At 67.8% G+C, this 24,570-nt stretch carries 23 protein-coding genes; 8 read left to right on the top strand and 15 right to left on the bottom strand.

The features are described 5' to 3' along the window. Window positions 1–23 precede the first annotated feature (23 nt). The 7 genes from QUS11_05695 (at window position 24) to QUS11_05665 (ending at window position 10,595) form a co-directional block, all read left to right on the top strand. Window positions 24–1,721, top strand: coding sequence for a T9SS type A sorting domain-containing protein (locus QUS11_05695; protein MDM7992789.1), 1,698 nt, complete (start codon window positions 24–26; stop codon window positions 1,719–1,721). Window positions 1,722–1,824: 103 nt separating this feature from the next. Then, the gene (locus QUS11_05690) at window positions 1,825–2,604 is read left to right on the top strand and encodes a hypothetical protein (protein MDM7992788.1); all 780 of its coding nucleotides are present in this window, start codon (window positions 1,825–1,827) and stop codon (window positions 2,602–2,604) included. Continuing rightward, window positions 2,601–4,772: a hypothetical protein gene (locus QUS11_05685; GenBank protein ID MDM7992787.1), complete on the top strand. Its 2,172-nt coding sequence runs from the start codon at window positions 2,601–2,603 to the stop codon at window positions 4,770–4,772. Before QUS11_05690 ends, QUS11_05685 begins: the two co-directional genes overlap by 4 nt. Further along, window positions 4,769–6,238, top strand: coding sequence for a hypothetical protein (locus QUS11_05680; protein ID MDM7992786.1), 1,470 nt, complete (start codon window positions 4,769–4,771; stop codon window positions 6,236–6,238). The genes QUS11_05685 and QUS11_05680 overlap by 4 nt, the downstream gene beginning before the upstream one ends. After that, a complete protein-coding gene (locus QUS11_05675; protein ID MDM7992785.1) occupies window positions 6,225–8,636 on the top strand; it encodes a tetratricopeptide repeat protein in 2,412 nt (803 codons plus the stop codon). The genes QUS11_05680 and QUS11_05675 overlap by 14 nt, the downstream gene beginning before the upstream one ends. Before the next feature lie 91 nt (window positions 8,637–8,727). Beyond that, complete coding sequence (locus tag QUS11_05670; protein MDM7992784.1) at window positions 8,728–10,260, top strand: carboxyl transferase domain-containing protein; 1,533 nt, start codon at window positions 8,728–8,730, stop codon at window positions 10,258–10,260. 23 nt (window positions 10,261–10,283) lie between these two features. Further along, entirely contained in the window at window positions 10,284–10,595 is a 312-nt protein-coding gene (locus QUS11_05665) for an acetyl-CoA carboxylase biotin carboxyl carrier protein subunit (GenBank protein ID MDM7992783.1), read from the top strand. 161 nt (window positions 10,596–10,756) lie between these two features. Here the strand turns inward: QUS11_05665 and QUS11_05660 are convergent, their stop codons facing one another. Continuing rightward, entirely contained in the window at window positions 10,757–12,046 is a 1,290-nt protein-coding gene (locus QUS11_05660) for a tetratricopeptide repeat protein (protein MDM7992782.1), read from the bottom strand. Window positions 12,047–12,216: 170 nt separating this feature from the next. Here QUS11_05660 and QUS11_05655 point away from each other — a divergent pair, with 170 nt between their 5' ends. After that, entirely contained in the window at window positions 12,217–12,639 is a 423-nt protein-coding gene (locus QUS11_05655; GenBank protein ID MDM7992781.1) for a L,D-transpeptidase, read from the top strand. A 4-nt stretch (window positions 12,640–12,643) separates the two neighbouring features. Here the strand turns inward: QUS11_05655 and QUS11_05650 are convergent, their stop codons facing one another. The 14 genes from QUS11_05650 to panC are packed head-to-tail and all read right to left on the bottom strand — an operon-like array spanning window position 12,644 to window position 24,499. Further along, window positions 12,644–13,681 (bottom strand): mannose-1-phosphate guanylyltransferase, encoded by a 1,038-nt coding sequence (locus tag QUS11_05650; protein MDM7992780.1) that lies wholly within the window; start codon window positions 13,679–13,681, stop codon window positions 12,644–12,646. Further along, on the bottom strand, window positions 13,678–14,499 hold the full coding sequence (locus QUS11_05645) for a class I mannose-6-phosphate isomerase (protein ID MDM7992779.1): 822 nt from the start codon (window positions 14,497–14,499) through the stop codon (window positions 13,678–13,680). The genes QUS11_05650 and QUS11_05645 overlap by 4 nt, the downstream gene beginning before the upstream one ends. Further along, on the bottom strand, window positions 14,499–15,218 hold the full coding sequence (locus QUS11_05640) for a gamma-glutamyl-gamma-aminobutyrate hydrolase family protein (GenBank protein ID MDM7992778.1): 720 nt from the start codon (window positions 15,216–15,218) through the stop codon (window positions 14,499–14,501). Before QUS11_05640 ends, QUS11_05645 begins: the two co-directional genes overlap by 1 nt. Continuing rightward, window positions 15,211–16,113 carry a quinolinate synthase NadA gene (gene nadA / locus QUS11_05635; protein ID MDM7992777.1) on the bottom strand — a complete coding sequence of 301 codons (903 nt, stop codon included), beginning with the start codon at window positions 16,111–16,113 and terminating at the stop codon, window positions 15,211–15,213. The genes QUS11_05640 and nadA overlap by 8 nt, the downstream gene beginning before the upstream one ends. A 2-nt stretch (window positions 16,114–16,115) precedes the next feature. Then, window positions 16,116–17,327 carry a 2,3-bisphosphoglycerate-independent phosphoglycerate mutase gene (locus tag QUS11_05630; protein MDM7992776.1) on the bottom strand — a complete coding sequence of 404 codons (1,212 nt, stop codon included), beginning with the start codon at window positions 17,325–17,327 and terminating at the stop codon, window positions 16,116–16,118. After that, entirely contained in the window at window positions 17,324–18,373 is a 1,050-nt protein-coding gene (gene purM, locus QUS11_05625; protein MDM7992775.1) for a phosphoribosylformylglycinamidine cyclo-ligase, read from the bottom strand. Before purM ends, QUS11_05630 begins: the two co-directional genes overlap by 4 nt. Next, a complete protein-coding gene (locus QUS11_05620) occupies window positions 18,373–19,287 on the bottom strand; it encodes a PfkB family carbohydrate kinase (GenBank protein ID MDM7992774.1) in 915 nt (304 codons plus the stop codon). The genes purM and QUS11_05620 overlap by 1 nt, the downstream gene beginning before the upstream one ends. Before the next feature lie 19 nt (window positions 19,288–19,306). Next, complete coding sequence (gene argS / locus QUS11_05615; protein ID MDM7992773.1) at window positions 19,307–20,992, bottom strand: arginine--tRNA ligase; 1,686 nt, start codon at window positions 20,990–20,992, stop codon at window positions 19,307–19,309. Then, a complete protein-coding gene (gene rsfS / locus QUS11_05610) occupies window positions 20,982–21,350 on the bottom strand; it encodes a ribosome silencing factor (protein MDM7992772.1) in 369 nt (122 codons plus the stop codon). The genes argS and rsfS overlap by 11 nt, the downstream gene beginning before the upstream one ends. A gap of 1 nt (window position 21,351) precedes the next feature. Then, window positions 21,352–21,834, bottom strand: coding sequence for a LytR C-terminal domain-containing protein (locus QUS11_05605; GenBank protein MDM7992771.1), 483 nt, complete (start codon window positions 21,832–21,834; stop codon window positions 21,352–21,354). Then, window positions 21,835–22,314 (bottom strand): HIT domain-containing protein, encoded by a 480-nt coding sequence (locus QUS11_05600; GenBank protein ID MDM7992770.1) that lies wholly within the window; start codon window positions 22,312–22,314, stop codon window positions 21,835–21,837. Between the two features lies 1 nt (window position 22,315). After that, entirely contained in the window at window positions 22,316–23,278 is a 963-nt protein-coding gene (locus tag QUS11_05595) for an NTP transferase domain-containing protein (GenBank protein MDM7992769.1), read from the bottom strand. Beyond that, complete coding sequence (locus tag QUS11_05590; GenBank protein ID MDM7992768.1) at window positions 23,275–23,631, bottom strand: aspartate 1-decarboxylase; 357 nt, start codon at window positions 23,629–23,631, stop codon at window positions 23,275–23,277. Before QUS11_05590 ends, QUS11_05595 begins: the two co-directional genes overlap by 4 nt. Before the next feature lies 1 nt (window position 23,632). Continuing rightward, entirely contained in the window at window positions 23,633–24,499 is an 867-nt protein-coding gene (panC, locus tag QUS11_05585; GenBank protein MDM7992767.1) for a pantoate--beta-alanine ligase, read from the bottom strand. Window positions 24,500–24,570 lie beyond the last annotated feature (71 nt).

Here is a 24,570-nt window from a genome sequence, read left to right as displayed (position 1 = left end):
AAATGAAGCTCACAGTCGCATTGATGCTTAGCATGTTTGCCATCGCAGCCGCCGACAGCGCCATGGACCGCGTCATGACGCTGGTCGAGGCGGGCGAGCTCGAGGGGGCGGAAGCAGCCTATGCCCTCGCAGCCAGCGTGGTCGACCCGAGCCTTCTCCCGGCCGAGCTCACCGCGGGCACCGAGCCCGCGAGATGCGGCACGCCAGCTATACTGGAAGCCACCAGGCTCGCCGAGCTCGACCCGGATTCCCCCCTGGCGCGCGAAGCCCTGGATCTCCTCGCGAGGCCTACCCTGAGCGGTCCGGAGAACATCCTCGACTCCCCTGCCGGCTGGTTCAAGATCCACTGGACCGCCTCCGGCGCGGATGCCAGCACCCTCGCGTACGCCACCGCGCTCGCGAGCGCCGCCGACTTCAGCCGCACCGTCGAGTGCACCAACATGGGCTATGACGTTCCCCCCTCCGACCTCGGGATGGGCGGAGACACCAAGTACGACCTCTACATCATGGCGATCTCATCCCTCGGCTACACCACCTACTCGGGCGAGCCCTCGGATCCCACCACGCCCGAGAACGACTACGCGAGCCACATCGTCATCCTGAACGGGATGACCGAGAACCTGATGAAGGTGACGCAGGCCCACGAATACCAGCACGCGGTCCAGATGGGATACGACGTCGCCGAACCCTCGTGGTTCATGGAGAACTGCTCCACCTGGATGGAGGATCAGGTCTACGACGACATCAACGACTACGTGGGCTACCTCCACTCGGGCGACAACCCCCTGCGCAAGCCCTGGTGGGACATCAGGTCGGGCAGCGGCGGCCTGTACTGGTACGGCGGGAACCTCTGGACCAGGTTCATGAGCCTGCGGATGGACATCCCGAGCGTTCTCCAGATCTGGGAGCTCTGCGGCGCGACCACGGGCAACAACATGCTGGCCGCCCAGGGCGACGTGTTCGAGGACCACGGCATGACCTGGGAGCAGGGCTTCATGGAGTACGGCTGCTGGAGATGGTTCACGGCGGCCAACTGGTACGCGGGATGCGGCATGTATGACGACGAGGCCACCCTCTGGACGCCGGGCCCCTACGTCTTCTCCTACCACATCGAGAACACCCTGCCGGCCACGGGCGACGAGGGCGTCTACCCGCCCGAGACCTATGGCATCGCATGGATCAAGGTCAACCTGTCGAGCTACCAGAGCAACTGGGTCAACATCCACTTCGACGGCCTCAACAACTACGAGTGGAACCTCGGCGTGATCCTGTGGGACACCGCGGGCAACCATCAGTTCCAGTGGTACGACGTCGACCTCTCCACGGGCGTCAAGGACGTTGCGGTGAACCCCGCGGGATGGGACTACCTGGTCTTCTTCCCCGCCTTCATGGGCAACATCAGCATAGACCACACGTATGACTACACGGTCACCTACCTGACCGGCATCGAGGGCGATCCCGCCCCCGAGGCCATAGGCCTGTCCGTATCGTCGAACCCGGCCGGACCGGACACCCAGGTCCTCTTCGACCTGCCCGCTGCTTCGGATGCCAGGCTGCAGGTGTTCGACATGACCGGCAGGCTCGTGTCGACCCTCCACGACGGCGAAGCTGCGGCAGGCAGCCATTCCGCCGTCCTGGGCAACCTCGTCCCCGGAACCTACTTCGTCTACCTCAGCGCCGACGGCCAGTCCGCCTCGAGGACACTGGTCTTCGCCGACTGACGGGATGCCGCATGCATGCGGGAGGGCCGGCGCAAGCCGGCCCTCCCCCTTTCGGGAGGCGGCTTTTGCGGATCCTCTCCGCGCATGGATATCTTTGCGGATCATGGAACGCCTGCTGATCGCCGCCCTCCTTCTCGCACCCCTGTCCTGCGGGGGTGGAGAGGGGATCACGGATGAAGCCCCGGCAGCTCCGGCAAGACTCGTCTTCCTGGAGATCCGCGGTCTCCACGGCGATCCCGGGCTGCCTTCCGGATTCAGCGAGGCCGGACCGGTAAGGCTGGAGGGCTCGAGACTGGCGGAGGACCTGTCGACCAGTCCGATCGACATCTCCGCGACCCTCGCGGCCGCGTTCGCGGCATCGGACATGCTGGTCATGTTCGTCGACTGCCCTGTCCCGGCGGACATCCGGCAGGGCAGGGACAACATCTCGATATCGACGGGGACGGGCATGGATCCGGCATCAGCGGTACCCCTGCCCGATCCGCCCGATCTCCTCGCGGGGATCGGCACGGAAGGATGGAGTTCGCTTGTATCCAGGCAGGATGTCATAAGGGAGATCTACCTCCGGTTCGCCCCGGACATCGTGATGATCCGCTGCTCCACCTCGAACGCTGACACGGCGATCGTCCTGGGCGCCAAATGGCTCGAATCGGTCTCGTCCGGAGGAGGAAACCTCCTGATCCTGTCTCCTCCCGAGGACTGGTACAGGGGCTGGGTCGTCATGGCCGGTTCCGGAATAGACACCATCCCTCCCGAGGGGCTCACTCCGGCTGGTGTCGTCAACACCGCCGCCCTCCTCGCGGGCATACCCCCCGTCGTCCCTCTCTCGAGCGGGGTCCCCGCCATCGGCACGCTCGTGGAAGGAGGCAAGATCCTTCCGTGAAGAACGCCGGTCCCATCTCGAGACTCATCTCGTGGGGCGAGGCCATGCCCGGCGGAACATCGCGGCTGGCCGCCGTCTTCATCTCCACCGTGGTCGTCAGGAACATCCTCGAGAGCGTGGCGACCGGAATGATCTTCCCGCCCGAGGCATTCCTCCTGCATTTCACCATCGCCTACGTCTTCCCGATGCTCGGCATAGTCGCCGCCATGCATCTCGTCTCCGGATACCCGGTGACAAGGCTCATGAAGCTGATGGTCTGGGCATGGACCCTCACCATACTCCCGCCTCTGCTCGATGCTGCCATGGGAACGGGCTCGCCGATCGGGTATTTCCCCCTGGACGCCTCCAACGCCCTGCACTTCATCGTGAACTTCTTCAACCCGGCAGCGGTGCTGCCGGGCACGACCACGGGGATCAGGATCGAGGCGGCGGCCGGCTGCCTGCTCGGAGGGCTTTTCATCGGGAAGGTATCCCGGAGCGCCTTCAGGGGCGTTTTCGGAGCCCTGCTCCTGGCTCCCCTGTTCCTCGTGTTCTTCGGGTGGCCCGGCATCCTCCACTGGCTGACCGGAAGGTTCTTCCCGTACGCGGGAGGCATCCAGGACTTCCTCCAGTGGCACTCCTTCACCAGACCGCACCTCGTGAACTCGGTTCACATGACGGTGTACCTGGCGGACATCTGGCCGGTGACGCTGATCGGTGCCTGGCTCGTGGCCCGGTCGGGGGACGAAGGAAGAAGGGAGATCGCCCGCGCGGTCGGCTCCTGCAGGGTCACGGCGGCGGCCGCACTCGCGGGGACTGCCGCCGTCGCTGCCTGCGCCCTGCGAGCCCAGACGGTCACCTTCGCCGATGCGGCAACCCTCGCGGGAGCCCTCCTCGCAGGGCTCGTCCTGTCCGCGGCTCCATCGCTCGGAGGGCTGTCCGGTGCGGCGGCGCTGATCATAGCACTGTCGACGGCCGCAGCCACGGGCTGGCCGACCCTGGCGGCCGCCCTGGCCGCCGCCGCCCTGCCCCGGACGGTCCCGGAGGGGAGAACAAGGACAGCCCTGCTCGCGCCCCTCGTCCTGGCTGTGACGGCATCCCCCGTCTTCACATCGCCCGTCGACCTGCTCTCCATCCTTCCTCTGCTGGCGGCCTCGATCATCCTGGGAACCGTTCCGGCCGGAGGGCGGCCGTGGATCGTGCTGCGCCCCCTCCCGCTCCTCCTGCCCGTCTTCGCGATCCTTCTCGGAGCCGGGCCGGAGGTGCCGGCACAGCAGGCGTGGCTCGCGGAAACCACCGATTCCTTCACCAGGAGTACGCGGAACTCGCATGCATCCGTATCCGCCTCCCTGCTCGCCGCGGAGGGCGGGTCCACGGTCCCTCTCGCGCAGTCGGCCCAGCTCATGGGCAGGGCCGATCAGGCGGAATGGCTTTCCGCCCTCGCTTCGCTCGACGGCGCCGGGGGGAGCGGCATGCTGCAGGTGGCCATCAATCTGGCGATGCAGGACGGAGACAGGGAGGAGCTCGTCGCCCTGCTCTCCACACCCGGCATGGATGAAGGCGATCGTGACAGGATCATCCAGGCGCTCGCGGGATCGGCAGCATCCTCGGGCGACACGCTCCTTCTGCGCCAGATGATCGGATACTCCGCGCCCGACGCCATGCAGCTCAGGTACTGGAGCAGGGCGCTGCTCGCCCTCGGCGACACGTCTTCGGCCGCGGGATTCGCGGCAGCAGCCCTCCAGGCTCCGGGAGCGGGGCCCGGCGAATACGCGATGGCGGCATCTCTCGCGGCAGCCACGGGATCGGACTACGGATCCATGATCGACGAGGGCGTGAGGCGCTTCGGGAACAGCCGCGAACTCGACCTCTGCGCGGTGCAATCCTCCCTCGTCTCGGGGCGGCTGGCCGCTGCGGAGGGTTCGGTGGCCAGGATGCTCGGAACGCGTCCGCCTACGTCGGAGAGCCTCGATGCATGCGCCAGATGGCTGCTCGCGGCGGGCCTGGCGGACAGCGCACTTGCTGTGGCGGAGAAGGCCCTCATGATGCAGTACCCGCCGGCCGCCGGCTCGCTCGAGCTGGCCGTCGCCTGCGCCGAGGCAGCCGGCGACACCGCCAGGGCCGGGATCCACAGGAGGTATCTGGAAGACGCCGCCGGCCCGGAGCGCCAGTCATGGCCTGTGGAATGAGACCGACCGCGCACGGATCGTCCCTCTCCCCGTGGATCGCCCTGGCGGGGCTCCTGTCTACGCTGGTCATCTTCGCTGCGGGACCGCCTTCCTTCGACGCCCTCGACGGGGCGGAGTTCACAGTAGCCTCGGACGGGCTGTCCATCGCACATCCGCCGTCCCATCCCCTCTTCCTCATGCTGCTGCGCATCTTCCCCGGCCGCGGCTTCGCGTCGGGCCGGCTGATGCTGGCCATCCTCGGCGGCGCCACGGCGGTCCTCGCGGCGAAGGCGGCGGCAGGCCCGGGTGCGCTGAGGGCGCTTTCGGCCTGCGCTCTGGTGTTCTCCCCTCCGATACTCGCGCAGTTCGACACCGTCGAGGTCTATGGCCTTGCCCTGTTCCTGGCGCTGGCAGCGCTTCTCCTGCGGAGTTCACCGGCGGGACCGTATCTCTTCGGCCTGTCGGTCTTCGGGGGCCATCCCCTCTGCGCCCTCCTCGCACCTGTGCATATCGGCAGGCGTTGGAGGAGGTGGTGGCCGCTCGTTTTGCCGGCGGCCGGCCTCATGCTCTACGTGCCTCTCAGGGCGGCCTCTCCCTCCGCCCTGGATCCTCACTACACGAGACCCGACACGCTCCGGGACCTGTCGGCCTTCTTCGGGATGTACTCGGGCAGACTGGGCGGGATCTCGACCGAGGGATTCGCGCTGCTGGGACCCTGGACCGCGGCAGCGGCCGTCCCCATGTGCTTCCTGGCGGCTGCGGGCAGGCCCAGGCCGGGTGAGACCGCAGCCCTGATCCTGTCGCTCGGCCTGCTGGCCTTCTATGCCGTCCCCGATCCGGCGGGGATGGCATTCCCGGCCGTCCTGTCGCTCTGGCTGCCGGCTGCGCGTGGAGCCGCAAGACTCTCAGGGAGCCGTTCGATCGTCGCGAGGATGACTGCACCGGTCTGCATGGCGGCGGTGGCCGCGCTCGGCCTCGCCGGATCGGTGCGCAGCAGTGACCGGATCGCGCGCACGATCTCGTGCGACATGCTCAGGGAGACCGATCCCGGGGCGGTCTACTGCACGACGGGGCATGACACCTTCCACGCCGCCTGTCTGTTCTCGATCGAAGACCTGAGGCCGGACGTCATCCCATCCGACACCTACGGCAACTACTTCCACCTGTCGCTCCGGGAGCCCTTCCCGGACAGCATCGGCGGGAGGCCCGTGGTCGCCACCAGAGCCTGGGAGAGCCCTTCGCTGGGGCTCTCGGGGCTCGTCTTCAGACCGGCGGACGCGGAGGAGGAAGCCGTGCGGCTGGATGTCGAAGGGCTCCGGGCTGTCAGTCCGGATGCATTTGCCACGGACCTCGCCGCGGAAGCCTGCGCGAGGCTGGCCATGCAGGCCTGTGGCACGGAGAGGGATTCCCTCTCCCGTCTCGCCCTCTCGATGGCGGGAACCCGGACCACCCGGGCGAGACTGGAGGCGATGCTTGAAATCCGGTGAGAGGCTCCTTGCAGCGGGTCTCCTGGCTGTCACGCTCGTGTGGTGCCTCACCCCCGTCTACAGCGAGAACATCTTCTGGCACCTCAGGAACGGCGAGGACATCCTGGACACGGGCACGATCAGGGTGGAGGACCCGTTCACCTGGACCATGCAAGGGCGGGAGTGGATCCAGCAGGAGTGGCTGGCGGAGGTGGCCTTCGCGGCGGGCTGGAGGGCCTGCGGGCCCCTCGGGCTTTCGATCGTCAAGGCTGCGGTCGTACTGGCGGCGGTCTCGATGGCCGTTGCCGCCGCCCGCAGGAGGGGCGCCGCCTTCGCGGGAATCGTGCTGGTGGCCGTCTTCTGGCTGGCGGCCGCGCAGGCCAGGTGGTTCGAGCGCCCGCATATCTTCACTGACATGTTCTTCTCGGCCTATCTCCTCGTACTCTCGAAGAGGCCGAAGCCGCCCGCCGCCCTGGCCGTGTTCGTCCCCCTCCAGATCCTCTGGGTGAACACCCACGCCGGATTCATGACGGGACTCCTCCTGCTCTGCCTTCCGGTGCTCGACCTCCTGGTCGAGAGAAGGATGCGGGATGCAGCCGCCTGGCTTGCCGTCCCCGCCGCGGCCCTGCTCTGCTCGGGCGTCCATCCCAACGGATTCAGATCGCTCTCGTACCTGCCGGACTTCCTCCGGCAACCCCTTTTCCGCGATTCGATAAGGGAGTGGTGGAGCCCGTTCGACCCCAGGTTCGGCTCGGCATATCTCCCGGTGCTCCTCGTCCTCCTTGTGGCAGCGAGCGCAGTACTGGCGGCTGTCGCGGCTCGATCGGGAAGGATCCGCAGGATTCCCCCCTCGGCCCTCGTCATGCTTGCCGGACTCTCTCTCGCCAGCGCCTTCGCCGCCAGAAACGCCGAACTCCTGGCTCTGGCCGCCATCTCGACCCTTCCTGCACTGCTCGGCAGGATACCCTGGGGGCTGCCGGCCTCGGCGCTGTGCGCGGCCGCTCTGATCCCCCCGGTCTTCGGGCTGCCGCGGGAGTTCGGCCCGCCCCGAAGGTTCGGGCTGGGCATCGCCTGGGAGATCTACCCCGTGGGCCTGGCCGACTTCATCGAGGAGAACGGGCTCTACGGCAGGGTCTTCAACACCAACGAGATATCGGGTTATCTGGAGTATCGGTTCGGCGAGAGGCTCCCGCTCTACATGGACGGGAGATGCCTGCTCTACCCCCAGGGCTTCTACGCGGAATACCTCCTCCTGGCCCAGGCGCCCGACAGTCTGTCGGCCCCGCTCCAGCTCAGGCTACTTTCCGCAGCGGACATCGAGATGGCCCTCTACGACTGGCCGGATCAGCGCGGTTCGACCGCCAACCTCCTGGCCGAGTTGCCGGATTGGGAGCCGGTCTACTGGGACAGGCTGACGGTGGCGTACGCCAGAGCCGACTGGCTCGAGGCGATCGGGGCGGAGTCGCTCTCCACCGGTGAGGTCGACCCGCTGTCGGCCGAGGATGTCCTGTCGAGGCCGCTGTACCTCGTCCATTCCGGCATGATGCCTGAACTCCTCACGGCATGCGGCATGGAGGGCTGGGATGCGCCCGGGGTGCTGGCCTGCTGCCTGGCCTGGCGAAGCGGAGACGAGGCGCTGGCGAGGAGCCTGGCCGGTTCCCTGGAGGACGGTGATCTGCGGGAGGATGCCCTGGAAATCCTCTCCGGGGGGGCCGGGACAGCCGGCCTTTCCGATACCTGGCCTCAGCTCGCGACGCTCGGCATCTGGGTGGCGGCCTCGGAGGGGTGCGTGGCCGAAGCCGCAGCAGCCGCCGGGGAATCGGGAGACGGAGTGCTGGCCAGTTCCGTTCTCGTCCATGGGGGTGCCGCACCGTCCGGGCTGACCGGCCCCCCGCCTCCATGGGTGCCCGAGGACGCCTGGAGAGCGTACCGGGAGGGGACGTCGACTCCGGCCGAGGCCTGTGCAGTGCGGGCTTCCGCCGCATTCGCATCCGGCGACGCCGCGACGGCCGTCATGGAGGCCCGCTCTCCGGGTCCGGAGGAACCCGGACGACCCTGGTCGCTCTCGGTCCGGGCCCTGGTCCTGGCATCGACGGGGCTGGTGGAGGAGGGGACGGCTCTGGCGGATTCCGCCGCCGGGATCTCCGCCAACCCGTTCACGCTCCTCGCAGCGGGAAGGGTCCGCATGACCGCCGGGAGATCCGACGAGGCGGTGAGGCTGTTCGAGAGGGCGGCCGCGATGGCGCCGCAGTCGGGGGATGCAGCGCTGGAGCTGGCTTCCGCCCTCTGGGAGTCGGGGCTCGTCGAGGCATCCGTGGCCGAGTATTCGAGGGCGGCATCCATCGGAGTCGCCCTTCCGCCGTCCGGCGTATCGAGGCTCGGATGGGGGTCCGTCCTGACCGCGGGGGGCGGTTCTTGACAGGACGGCCCCGCCCGGGCAGTTTCCATGTTCACGAACCGGCCCTCGCAGGCCGGTCTCCGGTCCGGAAGTGGGGTCTCAGATGTCGATAATGAGCAGGATCAACGAGTTTCTGGCCAAGGCGTCCAGACTCATACTCGGGGGTGGCCGCGAAGCCCTCGAGAGCCAGCGCAGGAAGGGCAAGCTCACCGTCAGGGAGAGGCTCGACGTCCTGCTCGATCCAGGGACGTTCCTCGAGACCGACCTCTTCGTAGAGCATTCGGCGTCGGACTTCGGGATGCATTCCAAGATGCTGGCCGGTGACGGAGTGGTGACGGGCATCGGCAGGGTCGACCACAGGCCCGTGGCGGTGTTCGCCCAGGACTTCTCCGTGGCGGGAGGCTCTCTCGGCAGGGCTCACGCCTCCAAGATCACCAAGGTCATGGACGCCTCCAGGGACATGCTGATCCCCCTCGTCGGCATCAACGACTCGGGCGGTGCAAGGATCCAGGAGGGGGTGGACTCTCTCTGCGGATACGGGGAGATCTTCTACAGGAACACGCTGCTCAGCGGCGTGGTGCCGCAGATATCGGTCATCCTCGGCCCGTGCGCCGGCGGGGCGGTCTACTCCCCCGCCCTCACGGACTTCGTCTTCGTCGTCGACCGCATCTCCAACATGTTCATCACCGGCCCCCAGGTGATAAAGACAGTCCTGGGCGAGGAGATATCCCCCGAGGAACTCGGCGGGGCCCGCACGCATTCCGCCATAACCGGCAACGCCCACTTCTTCGCGGACAACGAGGAGGACGCCTTCGAGCAGGTGAGGAACCTCCTGTCCTACCTCCCCTCGAGCTCGCGGGAGGATCCGCCCAGGACCGCTCCGAAGCCCCCGAAGACAACCCTCACCAGGGACGTCATCCCCGAGGATCGGCGCAAGGCCTACTGCGTCAGGGACGTGATCAGGGGGATAGTCGATTCATCCGAATTCCTCGAGGTCCACGAGCACTTCGCGCGGAACATCTTCACCGGCTTCGCGAGGCTCGAGGGCAGGACCGTCGGGATCGTGGCCAACCAGCCCCGGGTCCTCGCGGGCGTGCTGGACGTGGACGCATCCGACAAGGCTGCACGCTTCATCAGGTTCTGCGACGCATTCCGCATCCCGCTCATCACGCTGGTCGACACGCCGGGATACCTGCCGGGCGTCAGCCAGGAGCACATGGGCGTGATCAGACACGGCGCGAAGATCCTCTACGCCTACAGCGAGGCCACCGTTCCCAAGCTGACGGTGATAATGCGCAAGGCTTACGGCGGTGCCTACATAGCGATGTGCAGCAGGCACCTTGGCGCGAACTTCGTGGTGGCATGGCCCACCGCCGAGATAGCGGTCATGGGCCCTGAAGGCGCAGCCAACATCATCTTCCGCAAGGAGATCGAGGAGAGCAGCGACCCGGAGGCCACCAGGCGCGAGAAGGTGGCCGAGTACGAGGAGAAGTTCGCCAATCCCTACGTGGCCGCGAGCAAGGGCTACGTCGACACCATCCTGATCCCGGAGCAGACCAGGGAGGCCCTGGTCCGCATCCTCGAAACGGCTAGGGTGCCGGATTCCGGCAGGATGCCGAGGCGGCACGGCAACATCCCGCTGTAGCAGTCCGCCCGAGGGGAGCAGATATGGATCCTGAGAGCCTCTGCATAGATTCGGCCATGTACGAGACCGAGATACCCAGGAACAGCCTGCGGCCCTATCAGGGTCTGCCGGATGCCCGCGACCTCAAGGCATTCATCCCGGGCACCGTAGTGGATGTGCGCGTGAGGGAGGGGGACAGGGTCTCCGCCGGACAGGTGCTCCTCCTGCTCGACGCCATGAAGATGCACAACGAGGTCTGTTCCGCCATCGAGGGGCGCGTGGCGCAGGTTCTGGTCATCAAGGGCGACAGGGTGGAGAAGAACCAGATACTCGTCCGCCTGGACGCAGCGGTCTAGCCCCGCTCACCGGCCCTGCCCGGGGGGCAGCTGCCGGCGATCACCTACCCGCTCCATCGACTCCCGGGTGCCCTGCGACAGGGCCGGGGCCGCGGCCCGCGGCTGACACGAGGAAGGGGGCGGGCCGGGCCCGCCCCCTGTGCACCGATCGATCCCGCGGGTTATTCGCCGCGGAGCTGCTGAGCGTGCTCCATGGCCTCTATGGCATCGCTCCTGCGGTTCAGACGGCTGTATGTGCTGGCGAGATACTCCCACCATTCGGCGTTGTCGGGGTTGATCTCGAGAGCTGCTTCGAGGGCGGAGGCGGCCTCGGCGTCCCTCTCGAGCTGGTTCAGCGCCGCGAACTTCATGTAGAGAGTGTTGGCCCTCTCCTCGTCGGTGAGGTCGGGGAGGCCGGCCGCCTCGTCGAGCACGGTCAGGGCGGAGTCGTACTCCTCCTGCATGATGTAGGCCTGGGCGAGGTTCCCGAGCAGGACGTAGCTGGGGCCGTTGACGTCGCGCGCCGCCTCGAGCTCGGTGACGGCCTCGTCATACCTCTCCATCTCGAGAAGGGCTGCACCGCGGGTGAGCATGATCTCGCCGCGGATCGCCTGGGCGTCCTCGGGGGCGAGCCAGCCCTCGGCCAGCCCGGCGTCGACACCTGCTAGGGCGTCGTCGAACACGGACATGGCCTCGTCAAACGATCCGCGGAGCAGGTAGACCTGCGCGAGCAGGTTGAGGACGTCGGCGTTGGTCGGATCGATCCCGACAGCCTCCTGGAGCACTTCGACGGCCCCGTCGAGGTGGGCCGCCGAGGCCTCCTCGGTGTCGGACGTGCCTGCGAGCGCCTTGTGGATCATGCCGGCGTTGTAGAGGGACAGGAGGAACGTGCTCTCGGCGTTGGCGAGAACCTCCTCTATCGCAGGCTTCTGGTCGGCGGGGGCGGACTCTAGCATCCCGGCCAGGCTCGCGACGTACTCCCTGCTGATGTCGGCCGAAGCCTTGAAGTGGTCGAGGGCCGTCTCGTAGTCGCCCTCCTGCACGGCCAGGTCACCGAGCATCTGGTCGAACTCGGGCCTGCCGGGGACCACTTCCCTGCCGGCATCGAGGTAGCTCCTCGCGGAGGCGACGTCACCGCTGTCGAGAGAGACGGCGGCCGCATTGTAGAACACGAACCAGTACTCCTCGAGCTGGGGGGCCATCGCGGGATCGAGCTGGGAGACGTGCTGGAAGGATTCGGAAGCGCCTGTCCAGTCGCGGATGTTGCCCTGGGCCTTGCCGCGCCACATCCACAGTTCTGCGTTCTGCGACTCGCCGGCGGCTATCACGCTGTCAGCGAGTTGGATGGCTTCGAGATACTCACCGTTCTGGATATGGACCTTCACGCCGGTGACGGCGGGGGTCGAGCATGCCGCGAACGCCAGGACTGCGAGGGCGGCGGCGGCGGACAATGACCTGATACTCAGCGACACAGAGGCCTCCATTCGTGTTAACCGGTAGCTGCCATGGGGAAAAGTATCGTCAAATTTTACCACATCCCTGGTCCAAGTCAACATGTGCCGGCACTTGACGCCGCAGCGGGCATTTCATAGTGAAAGCGCCCACGGGGAGGGAAATGGGGACTGGCACCTGTCTTCTGAAGATGATCCTGAGCCTTCTGCTGGCTTCCGCGGGTGCGGATCTGCCGTCCGCAGGCGGGATCTCCACGCCCTCCAGGGCTGCGACCGTCATCCTCGACAGGCAGGTCGTGCTGTTCACCCAGGACGGTCATGAGGCCAACCTCGCGCTCGTATCCACGGGGCGTCCCGGTCATCCCACGCCCCGCGGGGAGTTCGAGGTGCTGTACAGGCACAGGGCGCCGATGTCCAGCCGGTATCACGTCAGGATGCCGTACTGGATATGCATAGTCTCCTCGGGTGAGATAGGGTTCCACCAGGCACCGGGGCCGAGCGCGCTGAGGCGCCTCGGCGAGCCGCTGTCCCATGGCTGCATCAGGCTGGGGGCTCCCACTGCGGTATGGGCCTACGAGTGGCTGACGAACGGCTCCAGGGTGGAGATCAGATAGGGATCTAGACCAGGTCGGGCCTCTCCCGCTCGAGGCGTGACACCACTTCCTTCAGCGACTGTGCGCTCGAATCCGCCATCACGAGGAGCACCCCGTCTGACTCTACGACGGAGAGCCCGCTCAGGCCCATCACGACCACGAGCCTCCCGGGAGCCCAGACGGTGCAGTCGCCCCCGCCGACCGAGAGCAGCTCCCCCCTCGAGGCGCCCACCCTCCTGGCGGCAGGCCAGTCACCCACGTCGTCCCAGCGGAAGGAGGCCGGTATCATGGCCACCCTTTCTGCCTTCTCCATCACTCCGACGTCGATCGAGACGGAGGGCAGGGCCCCGTAGGCGCCCGGGGAGGGCCTGACCCCGGGCTCGAGCGCGGCCAGGCCCGCAGCCAGGCCGGGCATGTGGAGTCCGATCTCCTCGAGTATCCTGCCGGCCTTCCACACGAACATGCCCGCGTTCCAGAAGTGCCTGCCGCCGGCGACGAAGGCTTCGGCCCTCTCGAGCGACGGTTTCTCGACGAAGCGCAGGACACGGTGGAATCCTCCGGCATCTCCGCCCGACTCGAGATAACCGTAGCCCGTCGCGGGCCTGTCGGGGCGTATACCTATCGTGACGAGCCATCCGTCGCCGGCAGGGCGGAGGGCTGCCTCAATGGATTCCGCGAATCCTCCGGGATCGGGGATGACATGATCGGACGGGAGTACCGACATGAGGGCATCCGGGCCGGAACGGCGCGAAATCTCCCGGGCCGCCCACCCTATGCATGCAGCGGTATTCCGGCCCTCGGGCTCCAGCAGGAGGTTCTCCCCGGGCAGCCCCGGGACCTGCTCCATGACGAGATCCCCGAAACCCTCGCCGGTGACCACCAGGATACGCTCCAGCGGCACGAGCGGGAGTATCCTGCCGACCGTCATCGAGAGGAGGCTCCCCTGTCCCAGCAGGTCGATGAACTGCTTGGGCAGGCCCTTCCGGGAAACCGGCCAGAACCTGGTGCCCCGCCCTCCCGCCATTATCACGGCATGGACCGCATCCCCGCCGGGCGCCATCATCCCGCCTCCACTTCCGGCTCCGCCATCCAGCCGCCATCTCCGGCTTCCGCAGCCCCTCCCCCGCCGTCGGACACGAAGCAGGTCCCGGCAGGGACATCGCCGTCCCGTCCCGGGACGAACAGCACGGAGTGCGGAGGAAGAGCGGCAGATCCCGATACTGCGCGGATCCGGTAGCCGAATCCCGGGCATGACGCACCGGCCTGATCCTCCGCGGCTTCCGGGGAGAAGTCCGTAGATTCGAGGGCACGGGCGATGTGGATCTCCCTCGGGGCACCTCCGGGCCCCGGCCTGCCCCAGTCCCAGATCCGGTACGTGATGTCGCAGTTCTCCTGGAATTCGATCACATCCACTCCTCCGCAGAGGCTGTGCACGGTCCCGGGCCGGACGTGCAGGATGTCGCCGGGATGCACCGGCACTCTCCGGAGGAGGGGTTCCGGCCTGCCCGCCTCCACGGCCTCGGCAAGACGCCCTGAGGTCGTGCCCGGCAGGAGGCCCAGCACGACGGACGCCCCCGGCCCTGCCTTCAGGAAGATCCACGATTCGGCCTTGCGCGGCCCGGGACCCGACAGGCCGGGATGCACCTGCAGGGAGAGCATCTCGGCGGGATGGAGGGTCTTGGCCACGATGGGGAACCTCCCGGTGAGCGGTGCGAGATCGTTCAGACAGGAGGGGCCGCCGCCGTCCCCCGAGGCTTCGAGCGTGCTGGATCCGGTCGGGTCGTCCCAGGCCCACCAGATCTCCCCGAAGGGCATACCCCCGGGATTCGGCAGACCTCCCCAGATCCTCTCGACGAATCTCGGCACGGTACGGAACACCATCACCAGCCCCCGGCCCTTCCCAGGAGTGCGGAGAGCAGGGCCCGCCCGGTGCCGTCGCGCTCCGGGTGCCACTGGACGCCCACCGCCAGGCCGTCATCGCTTTCGATGGACTCTATGATCCCGTCGTCAGCCCTCGCGGTGACGCTGAAACCATCCGGCGCCGACGCGACGGCCTGATGGTGGAAGCTCGAAACCGCTGCGGACGGTCCGAACAGGGAGCCTGCAAGCCCCCCCGAGGTGGTGATGCGGTGATGCGCGGGCTCGGCCGCGGTACCGTGGTGCCCGACGATGCAGCGCCCTTCCGCGGCCGAGGCGATGTCCCTTATCAGGGGCGAGCCCTCCGCGATGGCCATGCTCTGCATCCCCAGGCAGATCCCAAGGACGGGGACGCCGGCAGCCCTGGCGGCACGGTAGAGAGGGATCTCCCATCTGGGCCTCTCGTAGTCTATCCTCCCGCAGCCCTCCGGGGACATCCCGTAGAGGGCGGGATCCGGATCGTTCCCGCCGGTCATGATCAGGATGTCGATGGAGGAGACCAGGGAGGCGATCCCGGAACGGCCGCACGGCAGGACGGCGACCGGGCACATGCCGGCCGAGGCGGCCAGCCTGGCATAGGTCGAGTTGAGTGAATGCCTCCAGCGGCCCCAGGCCTTCGTGCAGTCCGGCTCGACGTCCTTCCAGTCGACGGTGAGCCCGGCCAGCGGGGCGCCCCTACCCAATGGCCGTCATCCTCCCGATGGCGGCCCTCGCCGCGTCGGCGAGCGAACGGTCGATCCGCACCCGGGGCTCCATGTCCTCGAGGCAGGAGAAGACCGCCCCCGGGGACGTCTTCCTCATGTTCGGACACCCGATCCGCCCGACGGCCGAGAACTCCCGGCCGGGGAACAGCACGCCCAGCCTGTGGACCATCCCCGCCTCGGTCCCGATCAGGAACCTGCGGGCCCCATCGCCCTTCACGTACTCGATCATGGCCCCGGTGCCCAGGACGGCGTCGGCCAGGTCCCAGGCCGCGGGAGGAGTCTCCGGGTGAACCAGCAGCCTTGCGTCGGGCCAGGCCCGCCTCATGCGCTCCATGTCGGCGATGTCGGCCCCGTCGTGGGGCGGGCAGCTCCCGTCGAACACCCACAGCGTCCTGCCGGTGCTGCGCGCGACGAATGCGCCGAGGTTGCGATCGGGTCCGAACACCACATCCCGGGTCGGGGCGGCCGAGACCACGGCGCAGGCGTTGGCCGAGGTGCAGCAGGCCCAGCTCGCGGCCTTGGCCTCGAGCGACGAGTTGACGTAGACGACGGTGGCGTCACCGGGATGCTCCTCCTGGAGGCGCCTGAGGGACGCAGCGTCCATGCTGTCGGCGAGCGGGCATCCGGCTCCTGGGGCCGGGTTCAGCACGGCCTTCCCCGGCGCGAGCACCGCGGCTGTCTCGGCCATGAAGCGCACCCCGCACAGCACTACCGCGTCGCAGTCCAGGGAGGCCGTCGCACGGCTCAGCTCCAGCGAATCGCCCACGAGGTCCGCAATGTCCTGGATCTCCGGCGGCTGGTAGCTGTGTGCCAGGATGACAGCCCGCCTCCGGGCCTTGAGCCTTTCGAGACCGCTTCTCGAGAATGTTTCCACGCCTAGGCCCCGTATTTCGCGAGCCGGCCTGCGGAGGCCAGCAGGATGGCCATCAGGTCGACGGCGGGAATGGTGCCCAGTGCGCCACGGGCGGCCTCCCTCTCGTCGAAGGTGCTGCTCCATCCGCATCTCTGGGGTCCCCCGCGCAGGAGCACGGGCACCGGATGCCAGCTGTGCTGCTTCATCGGACAGGGGGTGCTGTGGTCGCCGGTGACGCAGACGACATCGAAACCGCACGCCAGGAGCCCGGGCACCATTGAGTCGAACGCCTCCACGGCGGCCTTCTTGGCCTCGAAACTGCCGTCCTCGCCGGCACTGTCGGTCGGCTTGTGGTGCAGGAAGACGAAGTCCGACCCGGCCGATGCGGCATCTCCGGCGGCACTGACCTGGTCGTCCCTGGTGGAGCACGGCATCACCTCCATGCCCACGAGCGACGCCACTCCCCTGTACATCGGATACAGCGCCACGGCGGAGGCCCGGACCCCGAAGCGCTCCTCCATCGACGGATAAGGGCTGTAGCCGGCATATCCGCGCAGGAGCATCCCGTTGGCCGGGGATTCGCCGGCCAGGAGCTCATGGGCTCTGCGAAGGAACTCGCCGATGATGCGAGAGGCCTTCTCCGCCCCTGCGGCGAGCGGGACGGGCCGGACCGGCTGCATCCCGACATGGCCGGGATCGGTCTCGGCCACATCCCCGGAGAGCCCCGGGCCCCTGAAGACCACGCAGGCCCTGTGCTCCTTCTCGGGCCTTACGAAAACCCTCACATCCTCGATATCCATGCCGTCGAGCCTCGCCGACAGCGCGGCGTTCTTCGCGGTGTCGATCCTGCCGGCCCTCCGGTCGGCCACGGCCCCCGAGCCGTCGAGGGTGCAGAAGTTTGCTCTCACGGCCAGATCACCGGGCTGGACCTCGAAGCCGATGCCCAGGGCGGAGAGGATGCCACGCCCTACGAAGTACTCGACCGGATCGTAGCCGAAGAGCGCGAGATGGGCGGGCCCGGAGCCCGGGGTGATCCCGTGGGCGACCGGGATGTGCTGTCCGAGAGCTCCTTCGGAGGCCAGGCGGTCGAGATTGGGCTTGGCGGCCTCCCCAAGCGGCGTGCCGCAGCCGGGCTCCGAAACATCACCGAGTCCGTCGAGGACGGCGAGGAGGATCCTTCCGCCTCCCGCTCCACGTTCTACAAGGCTCTCGACGAGTCCGTAACCCTTCCTCACAGCCCCGCCTCCCTTCCGCCCGTGAACCGGATCGCACCGGAATCGTCGGTGCTGCCAGCCCTGAAGGGTTGCTCTCCGGCTCCTGCGAGCATCGACTCCGCCTCGGCGGCTCTCCCGGCCGGAACGGCCAGGATGAGGCCGACACCCATGTTGAAGGCTCTGCGCATGTCTTCCGGGGCAACGTCGCCCAGCCTGCGGATGAGGCCGAACACCGGGGGGACATGCCAGTTCTCCTCGATGACGGCGCCGCAGCCCGGCGGCAGGATCCTGCCGAGGTTCCCGGGGATCCCGCCCCCCGTGACATGGCAGATCCCTGCCGCGAGGCCCTTCCGTACGAGGGGCGCGACGGCCTTCAGATAGCTCCTGTGAACCGCCAGGAGAGCCTGGGCCAGGGTTTGCCCGCCCAGCTCCGCGGGGGAGTCGCCGGGTGCGAGGCCGGCGATCTCGAAGAGGACCATCCTGGCCAGGGAGTATCCGTTCGTGTGCAGCCCGGTCGAGGGGAGGCCGATCAGGGCCATGCCCGGGCGGACCCCTGATGCCGTCACCATGTGCTCCTCGTCTACCACGCCGACAATCGTCCCGGCGACGTCATAGTCGCCCGGGGAGTAGAAGCCGGGCATCTCGGCCGTTTCGCCGCCGAGAAGGGCGCATCCGTTCTCCCTGCAGGCGGAGGCCATGCCCGTGACGATCCCGGCGGCCACCGACGAATCGAGCCTGCCGCACGCGATGTAGTCGAGGAAGAAGAGCGGCTCCGCCCCCTGGGAGAGGATGTCGTTGACACAGTGGTTGACGAGGTCGCGGCCCACCGTCGAGTAGTCTCCGACAGCCGCGGCTATCTTCAGTTTGGTGCCCACACCGTCGGTGCTGGCGACCAGGACGGGCTTCCTCATGCCGGGGAAGTCGGCCCGGAAGAGGCCCCCGAAGCTCCCGAGGTCCGAGAGGACGCGGGGGGTGAAGGTCTCCCTGACGGCCTGCTTCATCAGGGATACGGCCTTCTCGCCCTCGTCTATGTCGACTCCGGCCCTGGCGTAGTCGGTGCCGGCCATCAGGAACGGCCCATGATCTGGTTCGAGGAGAGGTAGAAGCGCATGCGCTCCTCTATGGCCTCCTTCGTCAGATCCCTCATCATCCCGGTCCCGAAGCCGGAAACGGCGAAGCTGGCTATGACGGAGCCGTAGGCCAGCCCCATCCTGATGCTGTCGAAATCGAGCCCCCTGCCCGAGCCGGACAGGAATCCGAGCATGCCCGCGGCGAAAGAATCTCCTGCTCCGGTCGGATCGATCACGTTCTCGACGGGCACCGCGGGAAGGTTGAACGGGACGGGCCCCCCGAGCGCCAGGACGCCCGCCGCGCCCCTCTTGATGACGACATACTCCGGGCCGTGTTCGAGTATCCACGCTCCCGCCCTGAAGATGTTCGTCTCGCCCGAGACCTGCATCGCCTCCGAGGCGTTCACGAAAACCATCTGGACCTTGCGGAACACCTCGAGAACGGCGTCCCGCTGCCTGTCGATCCAGAGGTTCATGGTGTCGACCGCTATCCAGCGCGGGTTCTCGACCTGCCCCAGCACGTCGAGCTGCAGCACCGGGTCGATGTTCGCGAGGAACAGGCAGGGCGTGCTCCGGTAGTGCTCGGGCAGCCTGGGGGCGAAGCCCGCGAACACCCCGAGCTCGGTCCTTATCGTCCTGGCATCTCCGAGGTCGGGGCCGTACACTCCCTCCCAGCGGAATGTCGGACCCTGGCCTGTCTGAAGCCCGCCGAGATCGATCCCCTTCTCCTCCAGGAAGCGCTTCTCGAGCACGGGGAAGTCCGGGCCTACGACGCCGACGACCCTTACGGAGTCGAAGGGTCTGGCACCCAGCGAGAAGTAGACCGCCGACCCCCCGAGGGTCTCCTCGGCCTTGCCCGAGGGAGTCGTGAGGGTGTCCAGCGCTATCGAACCTACCACGAGTACGGCCATCTCTCTCCGATCCCCGAGGTCACATCCTCTCGGGCGCGGCTACACCCAGCACGCCCAGGAGGTCCCTCATCGTGTTGCGGCAGGCCGAGCAGAGCATGAGCCTGGCCCCCGACAGGGCGGGCTCGGAGGGGTCCACGACGCGGACCCTCTGGTAGAAGCCGTGGAAGGACACGGCCAGCTCGTGCAGGAGCTCGGTGAGCCTGTGGGGTTCGAGTGCCGACGCTGCCGCGGCCGTCCGTACCGGGACGGCCTCGAGCAGGCGCATCAGCCTCCGTTCGTCGGCGCCGTTCAGGAGTTCCTCTGCGCGGGATGCGTCGGTCTCCGGCACGAGGCCGGAGGGTTCCGCATTCCGGAGGATTCCGGATATCCTGGCGCACGCGTACTGCACATAGTAGACGGGGTTGTCGTCGGACTGGCGCCTGGCCAGCTCCAGGTCGAAGTCCATGTGGGACTCGGCCTTCCTGGTCAGGAACAGGTATCTCGTGACGTCGGCGGATCCGGCCTCCTCCACCAGGTCGCGCAGGGTGACGTAGTTGGCGGCCCTGGTGGACATCTTCACCTTCCTGCCGTCGCGCACGAGGGTCACGAACTGGTGCAGGATCACCTTCAGCCTGCGGGAGACCTCGTCTCCTCCCAGGATGGCCGAGAGCAGGGCCGTCACGTCACGGCTGGTGTCCAGGTGGTCGGCTCCGAAGATATCGACCATCAGGTCGTATCCGCGCCCGAACTTGTCCAGGTGGTAGGCTATGTCGGGCATCCTGTAGGTGAACATCCCGTTGTCGCGCACCAGAACCCTGTCCTCGGGCCTGCCCAGGGCGGTCAGCCTGGCCCAGCGCTTTCCGGAACCGGCGGGCTCCTCGTACAGGAGGGGACCCGCCCCGGTCTCGACCGCGGCAAGCATCTCCAGGGCGGCCTCCACCCTGTCCGGGATCAGGCTCGACTCGCTGAAGTACCGGTCGAACTCCACGCCGAGAACGGCCAGGTCATCCTTTATCATCGCCATGGCCCTCTCCCTGGCGTAGTCGACGAAGACGGCACTGTCGGAGGCCCATGTGAGCCCTCCGCCGCGCTCCTCCATCAGATCCCCCGCCCAGAGGAGGAGGTATTCACCCTGGTATCCGCCCTCCGGGACGGGCACCTCGGTGCCTCCGAGGCCGGCATACCGGGAGGCCAGGGATTCGCCGAGCAGGAGGCTCTGCCTGCCCGCGTCGTTGAAGTAGTACTCCCTCTCGACTGTCCATCCCGCCGCCTCCAGGAGCCCGGCGACGGCCTCGCCGAGGACCGCCTGCCTGCAGTGTCCCACGTTCAGGGGTCCGGTGGGGTTGGAGCTGACATACTCCACGAGGGCCCTGCGGCCGCTTCCAGAGCCCCTGATCAGCGGAAGGAGCCCCTCCCTCGAGAGGGCGCACGTGATCTCGCAGAGATAGCGCCTCGAGAAAGTCAGGTTGACGTATCCCGGGCCCTCCGTGGTGATCGAGGAGAACACCCCGGATGGCAGCGAAGCCTCCGAGGCCAGGACGCGGGCGATTTCGGCCGGCTTCACCCCGGCCCTGCCGGCGGCCTCGAGAGCCGCCCGCGTGGAGATGTCGCCGAAGGACTCCTCCCTCGGTTCGGCGAGCACCACTTCGCGTTCGATCCCGAAGCGCGCGGCGAGCAGGGCCGAAAGCCGGTCGGAGGCGAGTCTCCTGGCCTCCTCAGGCCTCATCCGATGCCCCGTCCGGCGAGTCGGGGATGTCCTCGAAGTCCGCATCGCTCCAGAGCATCTCCAGGTTGTAGTACTCCCTCGTCTGCGGCTGGAAGACGTGCACCACCAGGGTGCCGAAGTCGAGAAGGATCCAGTCTCCCTCCTCGTACCCCTCCTTGTGGTGGAGCCTCACTCCGAGGGATCTGGCAACATCCTCGACCCTGTCGGCGACCGCACGGGCCTGGGTGGAGCTGGACGCGGAAGCTATCAGGAACATGTCCATGGTCAGGGGGAAGCCGCTCATGTCGATCGCCCTGACCCCGAACCCCCGCCTCTCGTGGATCGCCGCGACGATCGGGGCTATTATGTCCTCTGCCAAATCATTCCTCCGGGTTCTGTTGTTCTACCGGTATGAACTCGTCCCGCCTGGCCGCCACGTCCCTTCCGAGATAGACGGTCAGATCGGTCGGCGGATCGCTCTCGACGCTCCAGACTATCGAGCTGTCACCCAGCCCGAGCATGGCCGACGCCGCCCTGGCGGCCTCCGGTCCCGGTACGTGGGACACGACTATCGTAGTCGCGTAATCGTCCCTGTCGGCATCCGACGGTTCGAAGGGCATGACGAAGACGGTCTCTCCTGCGTACCCGAGGAAGTACCTCTGCACGGTTCTCGCCAGACCTGCCATCCCGGACCCGTTGAGTATCCTGAGACTCACGGTGTCCGGCGGAGGAGGGAGCGAATCGGCAGTCGCCGGATCCCGGACGGGTTCGGGTATCCTGCCCCAGATCGAGATCCCCGCGAGGCCCAGGGCCAGCAGGGTCGCAAGAAGCCTCCAGACGAGTCCATGCGTCTGGAGACCCATTCAGAAGACCCCCTCGAAGAACGGCAGGAGCCTCCGGTACGAGCTCTCCAGCGATTCCGACACGACCTTCACGTCGGCGACCGCGGGCAGGAAATTGACGTCTCCCGGCCACCTGGGGAGGACGTGCAGGTGCAGGTGACCCTCCACGCCGGCGCCGGCGCATCTCCCGACGTTCCATCCGCCGTTGACGCCTCCGCAGCTCATCGCCTCCGCAAAGGCCCTCTCGGCGGCCGCAACGCCGGCCATGAGGGCTGCACCCTCCTCCGGCTCCAGCTCGGAGAACAGCGCGACATGGCGCACCGGCACCACCATCAGGTGCCCGTTCGTGTAGGGATATCGGTTGAGCACGGCGAAGGCGAGCCTCCCGCGTGCCAGGACCAGGTTCTCCCCGTCATCCGTCACCGAGGCCAGCCTGCAGAACAGGCAGCCCTGCTCCGGGGCCTCTCCGGATACGTAGGCTCTGCGCCACGGCGCCCACATCCTATCCAAGCCCGCCTCCCCGCAGGATGACGGTGTAGGGGGGAAGGACGGCCCCGGATGGGACGGTCGCGTCCTCGAGGATCGATCCGTCTCCCACCACCGAGCCCTCTCCGAGCGAGGTAGCCCCGGAGAGCCTGGCGAACCTGCCTATCTCCGAGCCGCCTGAAGCCGTCACGCCGTCCTCCACCCAGACGCCCGAGGGATCGGTGAAGCGCACGCCGGCGGCCGTCAGACGCTCTACGTTCCTCCGGGAGAGCGCACGGGAAGCCTCGGCGAGCTGGAACGGGTCGTTCACTCCGGCGACCTCCTCCCAGTCGCGGGCCAGACAGGCCGCGCATCCCAGGCCGCCCGCCGAGGCCAGGGCGGCGGCGTCCGTGAGGTAGAACTCGCCCTGGGCGTTGTCGTTGCCGATCTGTCCGATGAAGCCCGCCAGGGCCCGCCCCTCGAAGGCCATGACGCCGGTGTTGATCTCCCGTATCTGGCGGGTACGCGCATCCGCGTCGCGCTCCTCGACGATCCTGTCGACCAGGTTGCCCGACTTCCTGACGATCCGCCCGTATCCTGCGGGATCCGGGGCTTCGGCGGTGAGCACGGCCATGGATGCCCCGGCCGAGCGCCGCGCCTCCATGAGGGAGACGACCGTTTCCGCCCGCAGGAGCGGCACGTCGCCCAGCAGAATGGCGTATTCGTCGGCGGCGACGCTCCCCGTGGCACACGAGACGGCATGGGCGGTGCCCAGCTGCCTCTCCTGCACGACCCAGCCGATCCCGCAGTCCTCGAGGAGGGGGATGAGCCTCTCGCGGCCGTGGCCCACGACTGCGACGATCCGGTCGAAGCCGCACGAGGAGGCCATGTCGGCCACACGGAGAACCATCGGCCTGCCCAGGACGGGATGCATCACCTTCGGCAGGTCCGAATGCATCCGCTTCCCGGCTCCGGCGGCCAGGATGACTGCCGCGGTCAACCCAGGAGCCTCGGATCGAGGTTCCGTTCGTCGGCCATGACTATGCGGGGCAACGGAGGCTCCTCGCCCGTCTGGACCCAGACGTACTGCATCACGATGACCCTGTCGCCGGGCTTCACGAGCAGGGCCGCGGCTCCGTTGATGCTGACGGTTCCGCTGTCCCTGGCCCCTTCGATGACATAGGTCTCGAACCGCTGCCCGTTGGCGAGATCGGCCACCTGGACCCTCTCTCCCGGCGCTATGCCCGACAGTTCGAGGAGGGCCGAGTCGATCTCGATGGAGCCCACATAGTCGGTGCAGGCGTCCGTCACCACCACCCTGTGGAGCTTGGCTCCGAGGAAGCACCTGAGCAAGTCATACCTCCACCGCCCCGGCGCCGGGGCGGAGTATCAGATTGTCGATCAGACGGGTCCGGCCCGCGAGGACCGCCACCGCCAGCAGGCCGTCCCTGTCGAGGACGTCCATGGGTTCCAGGGTCGATGGATCCACGAGCTCGACGTACTGGACGGCGAGTTCGCCCGAATCCTCGAGCCCCGCACGGAAGGCGGAGGCGAGTTCGGAGGAGCAGGGCCGCCCGCTGGCCGCAAGAGCCGCCGCTGCGCGCAATCCCCCGAAGATCCGCGGGGCTTCGGCCCTCTGCGGGGGGGTCAGATAGGCGTTCCTGGAACTCATGGCGAGCCCGTCGGCCTCCCTGACTATGGGCGCCTCGACTATCCCGACGCCCAGCCTCAGATCAGACACCATCCTCTTGATGATGGCCAGCTGCTGTGCGTCCTTCCTGCCGAAGACGGCTGCATCGGGACCCACCATCCCGAACAGGATGCAGCAGACCGTCGCCACCCCCCTGAAGTGACCCGGGCGGTACCGGCCGCAGAGCACGTTCTCCATCGAGGGGAGCTGGACCCACGATGCGAAGCCGGGCGGATAGACCTCGCCCGCGTCCGGCATGAAGAGCACGTCGGCCCCGGCCTTCTCGAGACGGGCGGCGTCGCCGGCGGGATCGCGGGGATACCTGTCGAAATCCTCGCCCGGCCCGAACTGGGTCGGATTCACGAACACCGACACCACCACCCTGCGGCCTCCGCGCGAAGCAAGCGCGACGAGGCTCAGGTGGCCGTCGTGCAGGGCCCCCATCGTGGGGACGAGGGCCACCCCCTCGCCGGCGGCGCGGCCTGCCCGCGCAGCCGCCGCCCTGTCCGCAGCCCAGCCGCTGATCCACATGATACCCGCCCGGTCCTGGCGACCAAGGTCTGTATACCGCCCCAGTGCTCCTCTAAGGCCTTGAAGCTGTC

The sequence above is a fragment of the Candidatus Fermentibacter sp. genome (assembly GCA_030373045.1).
Lineage (GTDB): Bacteria > Fermentibacterota > Fermentibacteria > Fermentibacterales > Fermentibacteraceae > Fermentibacter.
This window is presented reverse-complemented; position numbering and strand designations above follow the sequence as displayed.

Excerpts from the sequence above, each read along its gene's own strand:
- QUS11_05695 (MDM7992789.1), top strand. The coding sequence starts at position 24 with ATGCTTAGCATGTTTGCCATCGCAGCCGCCGACAGCGCCATGGACCGC.
- QUS11_05690 (MDM7992788.1), top strand. The coding sequence starts at position 1,825 with ATGGAACGCCTGCTGATCGCCGCCCTCCTTCTCGCACCCCTGTCCTGC.
- QUS11_05680 (MDM7992786.1), top strand. The coding sequence starts at position 4,769 with ATGAGACCGACCGCGCACGGATCGTCCCTCTCCCCGTGGATCGCCCTG.
- QUS11_05670 (MDM7992784.1), top strand. The coding sequence starts at position 8,728 with ATGAGCAGGATCAACGAGTTTCTGGCCAAGGCGTCCAGACTCATACTC.
- QUS11_05665 (MDM7992783.1), top strand. The coding sequence starts at position 10,284 with ATGGATCCTGAGAGCCTCTGCATAGATTCGGCCATGTACGAGACCGAG.
- QUS11_05655 (MDM7992781.1), top strand. The coding sequence starts at position 12,217 with ATGATCCTGAGCCTTCTGCTGGCTTCCGCGGGTGCGGATCTGCCGTCC.
- QUS11_05650 (MDM7992780.1), bottom strand. The coding sequence starts at position 13,681 with ATGATGGCGCCCGGCGGGGATGCGGTCCATGCCGTGATAATGGCGGGA.
- QUS11_05645 (MDM7992779.1), bottom strand. The coding sequence starts at position 14,499 with ATGGTGTTCCGTACCGTGCCGAGATTCGTCGAGAGGATCTGGGGAGGT.
- purM (MDM7992775.1), bottom strand. The coding sequence starts at position 18,373 with ATGGCCGGCACCGACTACGCCAGGGCCGGAGTCGACATAGACGAGGGC.
- QUS11_05620 (MDM7992774.1), bottom strand. The coding sequence starts at position 19,287 with ATGGCCGTACTCGTGGTAGGTTCGATAGCGCTGGACACCCTCACGACT.
- argS (MDM7992773.1), bottom strand. The coding sequence starts at position 20,992 with ATGAGGCCTGAGGAGGCCAGGAGACTCGCCTCCGACCGGCTTTCGGCC.
- QUS11_05605 (MDM7992771.1), bottom strand. The coding sequence starts at position 21,834 with ATGGGTCTCCAGACGCATGGACTCGTCTGGAGGCTTCTTGCGACCCTG.
- QUS11_05600 (MDM7992770.1), bottom strand. The coding sequence starts at position 22,314 with ATGTGGGCGCCGTGGCGCAGAGCCTACGTATCCGGAGAGGCCCCGGAG.
- panC (MDM7992767.1), bottom strand. The coding sequence starts at position 24,499 with ATGTGGATCAGCGGCTGGGCTGCGGACAGGGCGGCGGCTGCGCGGGCA.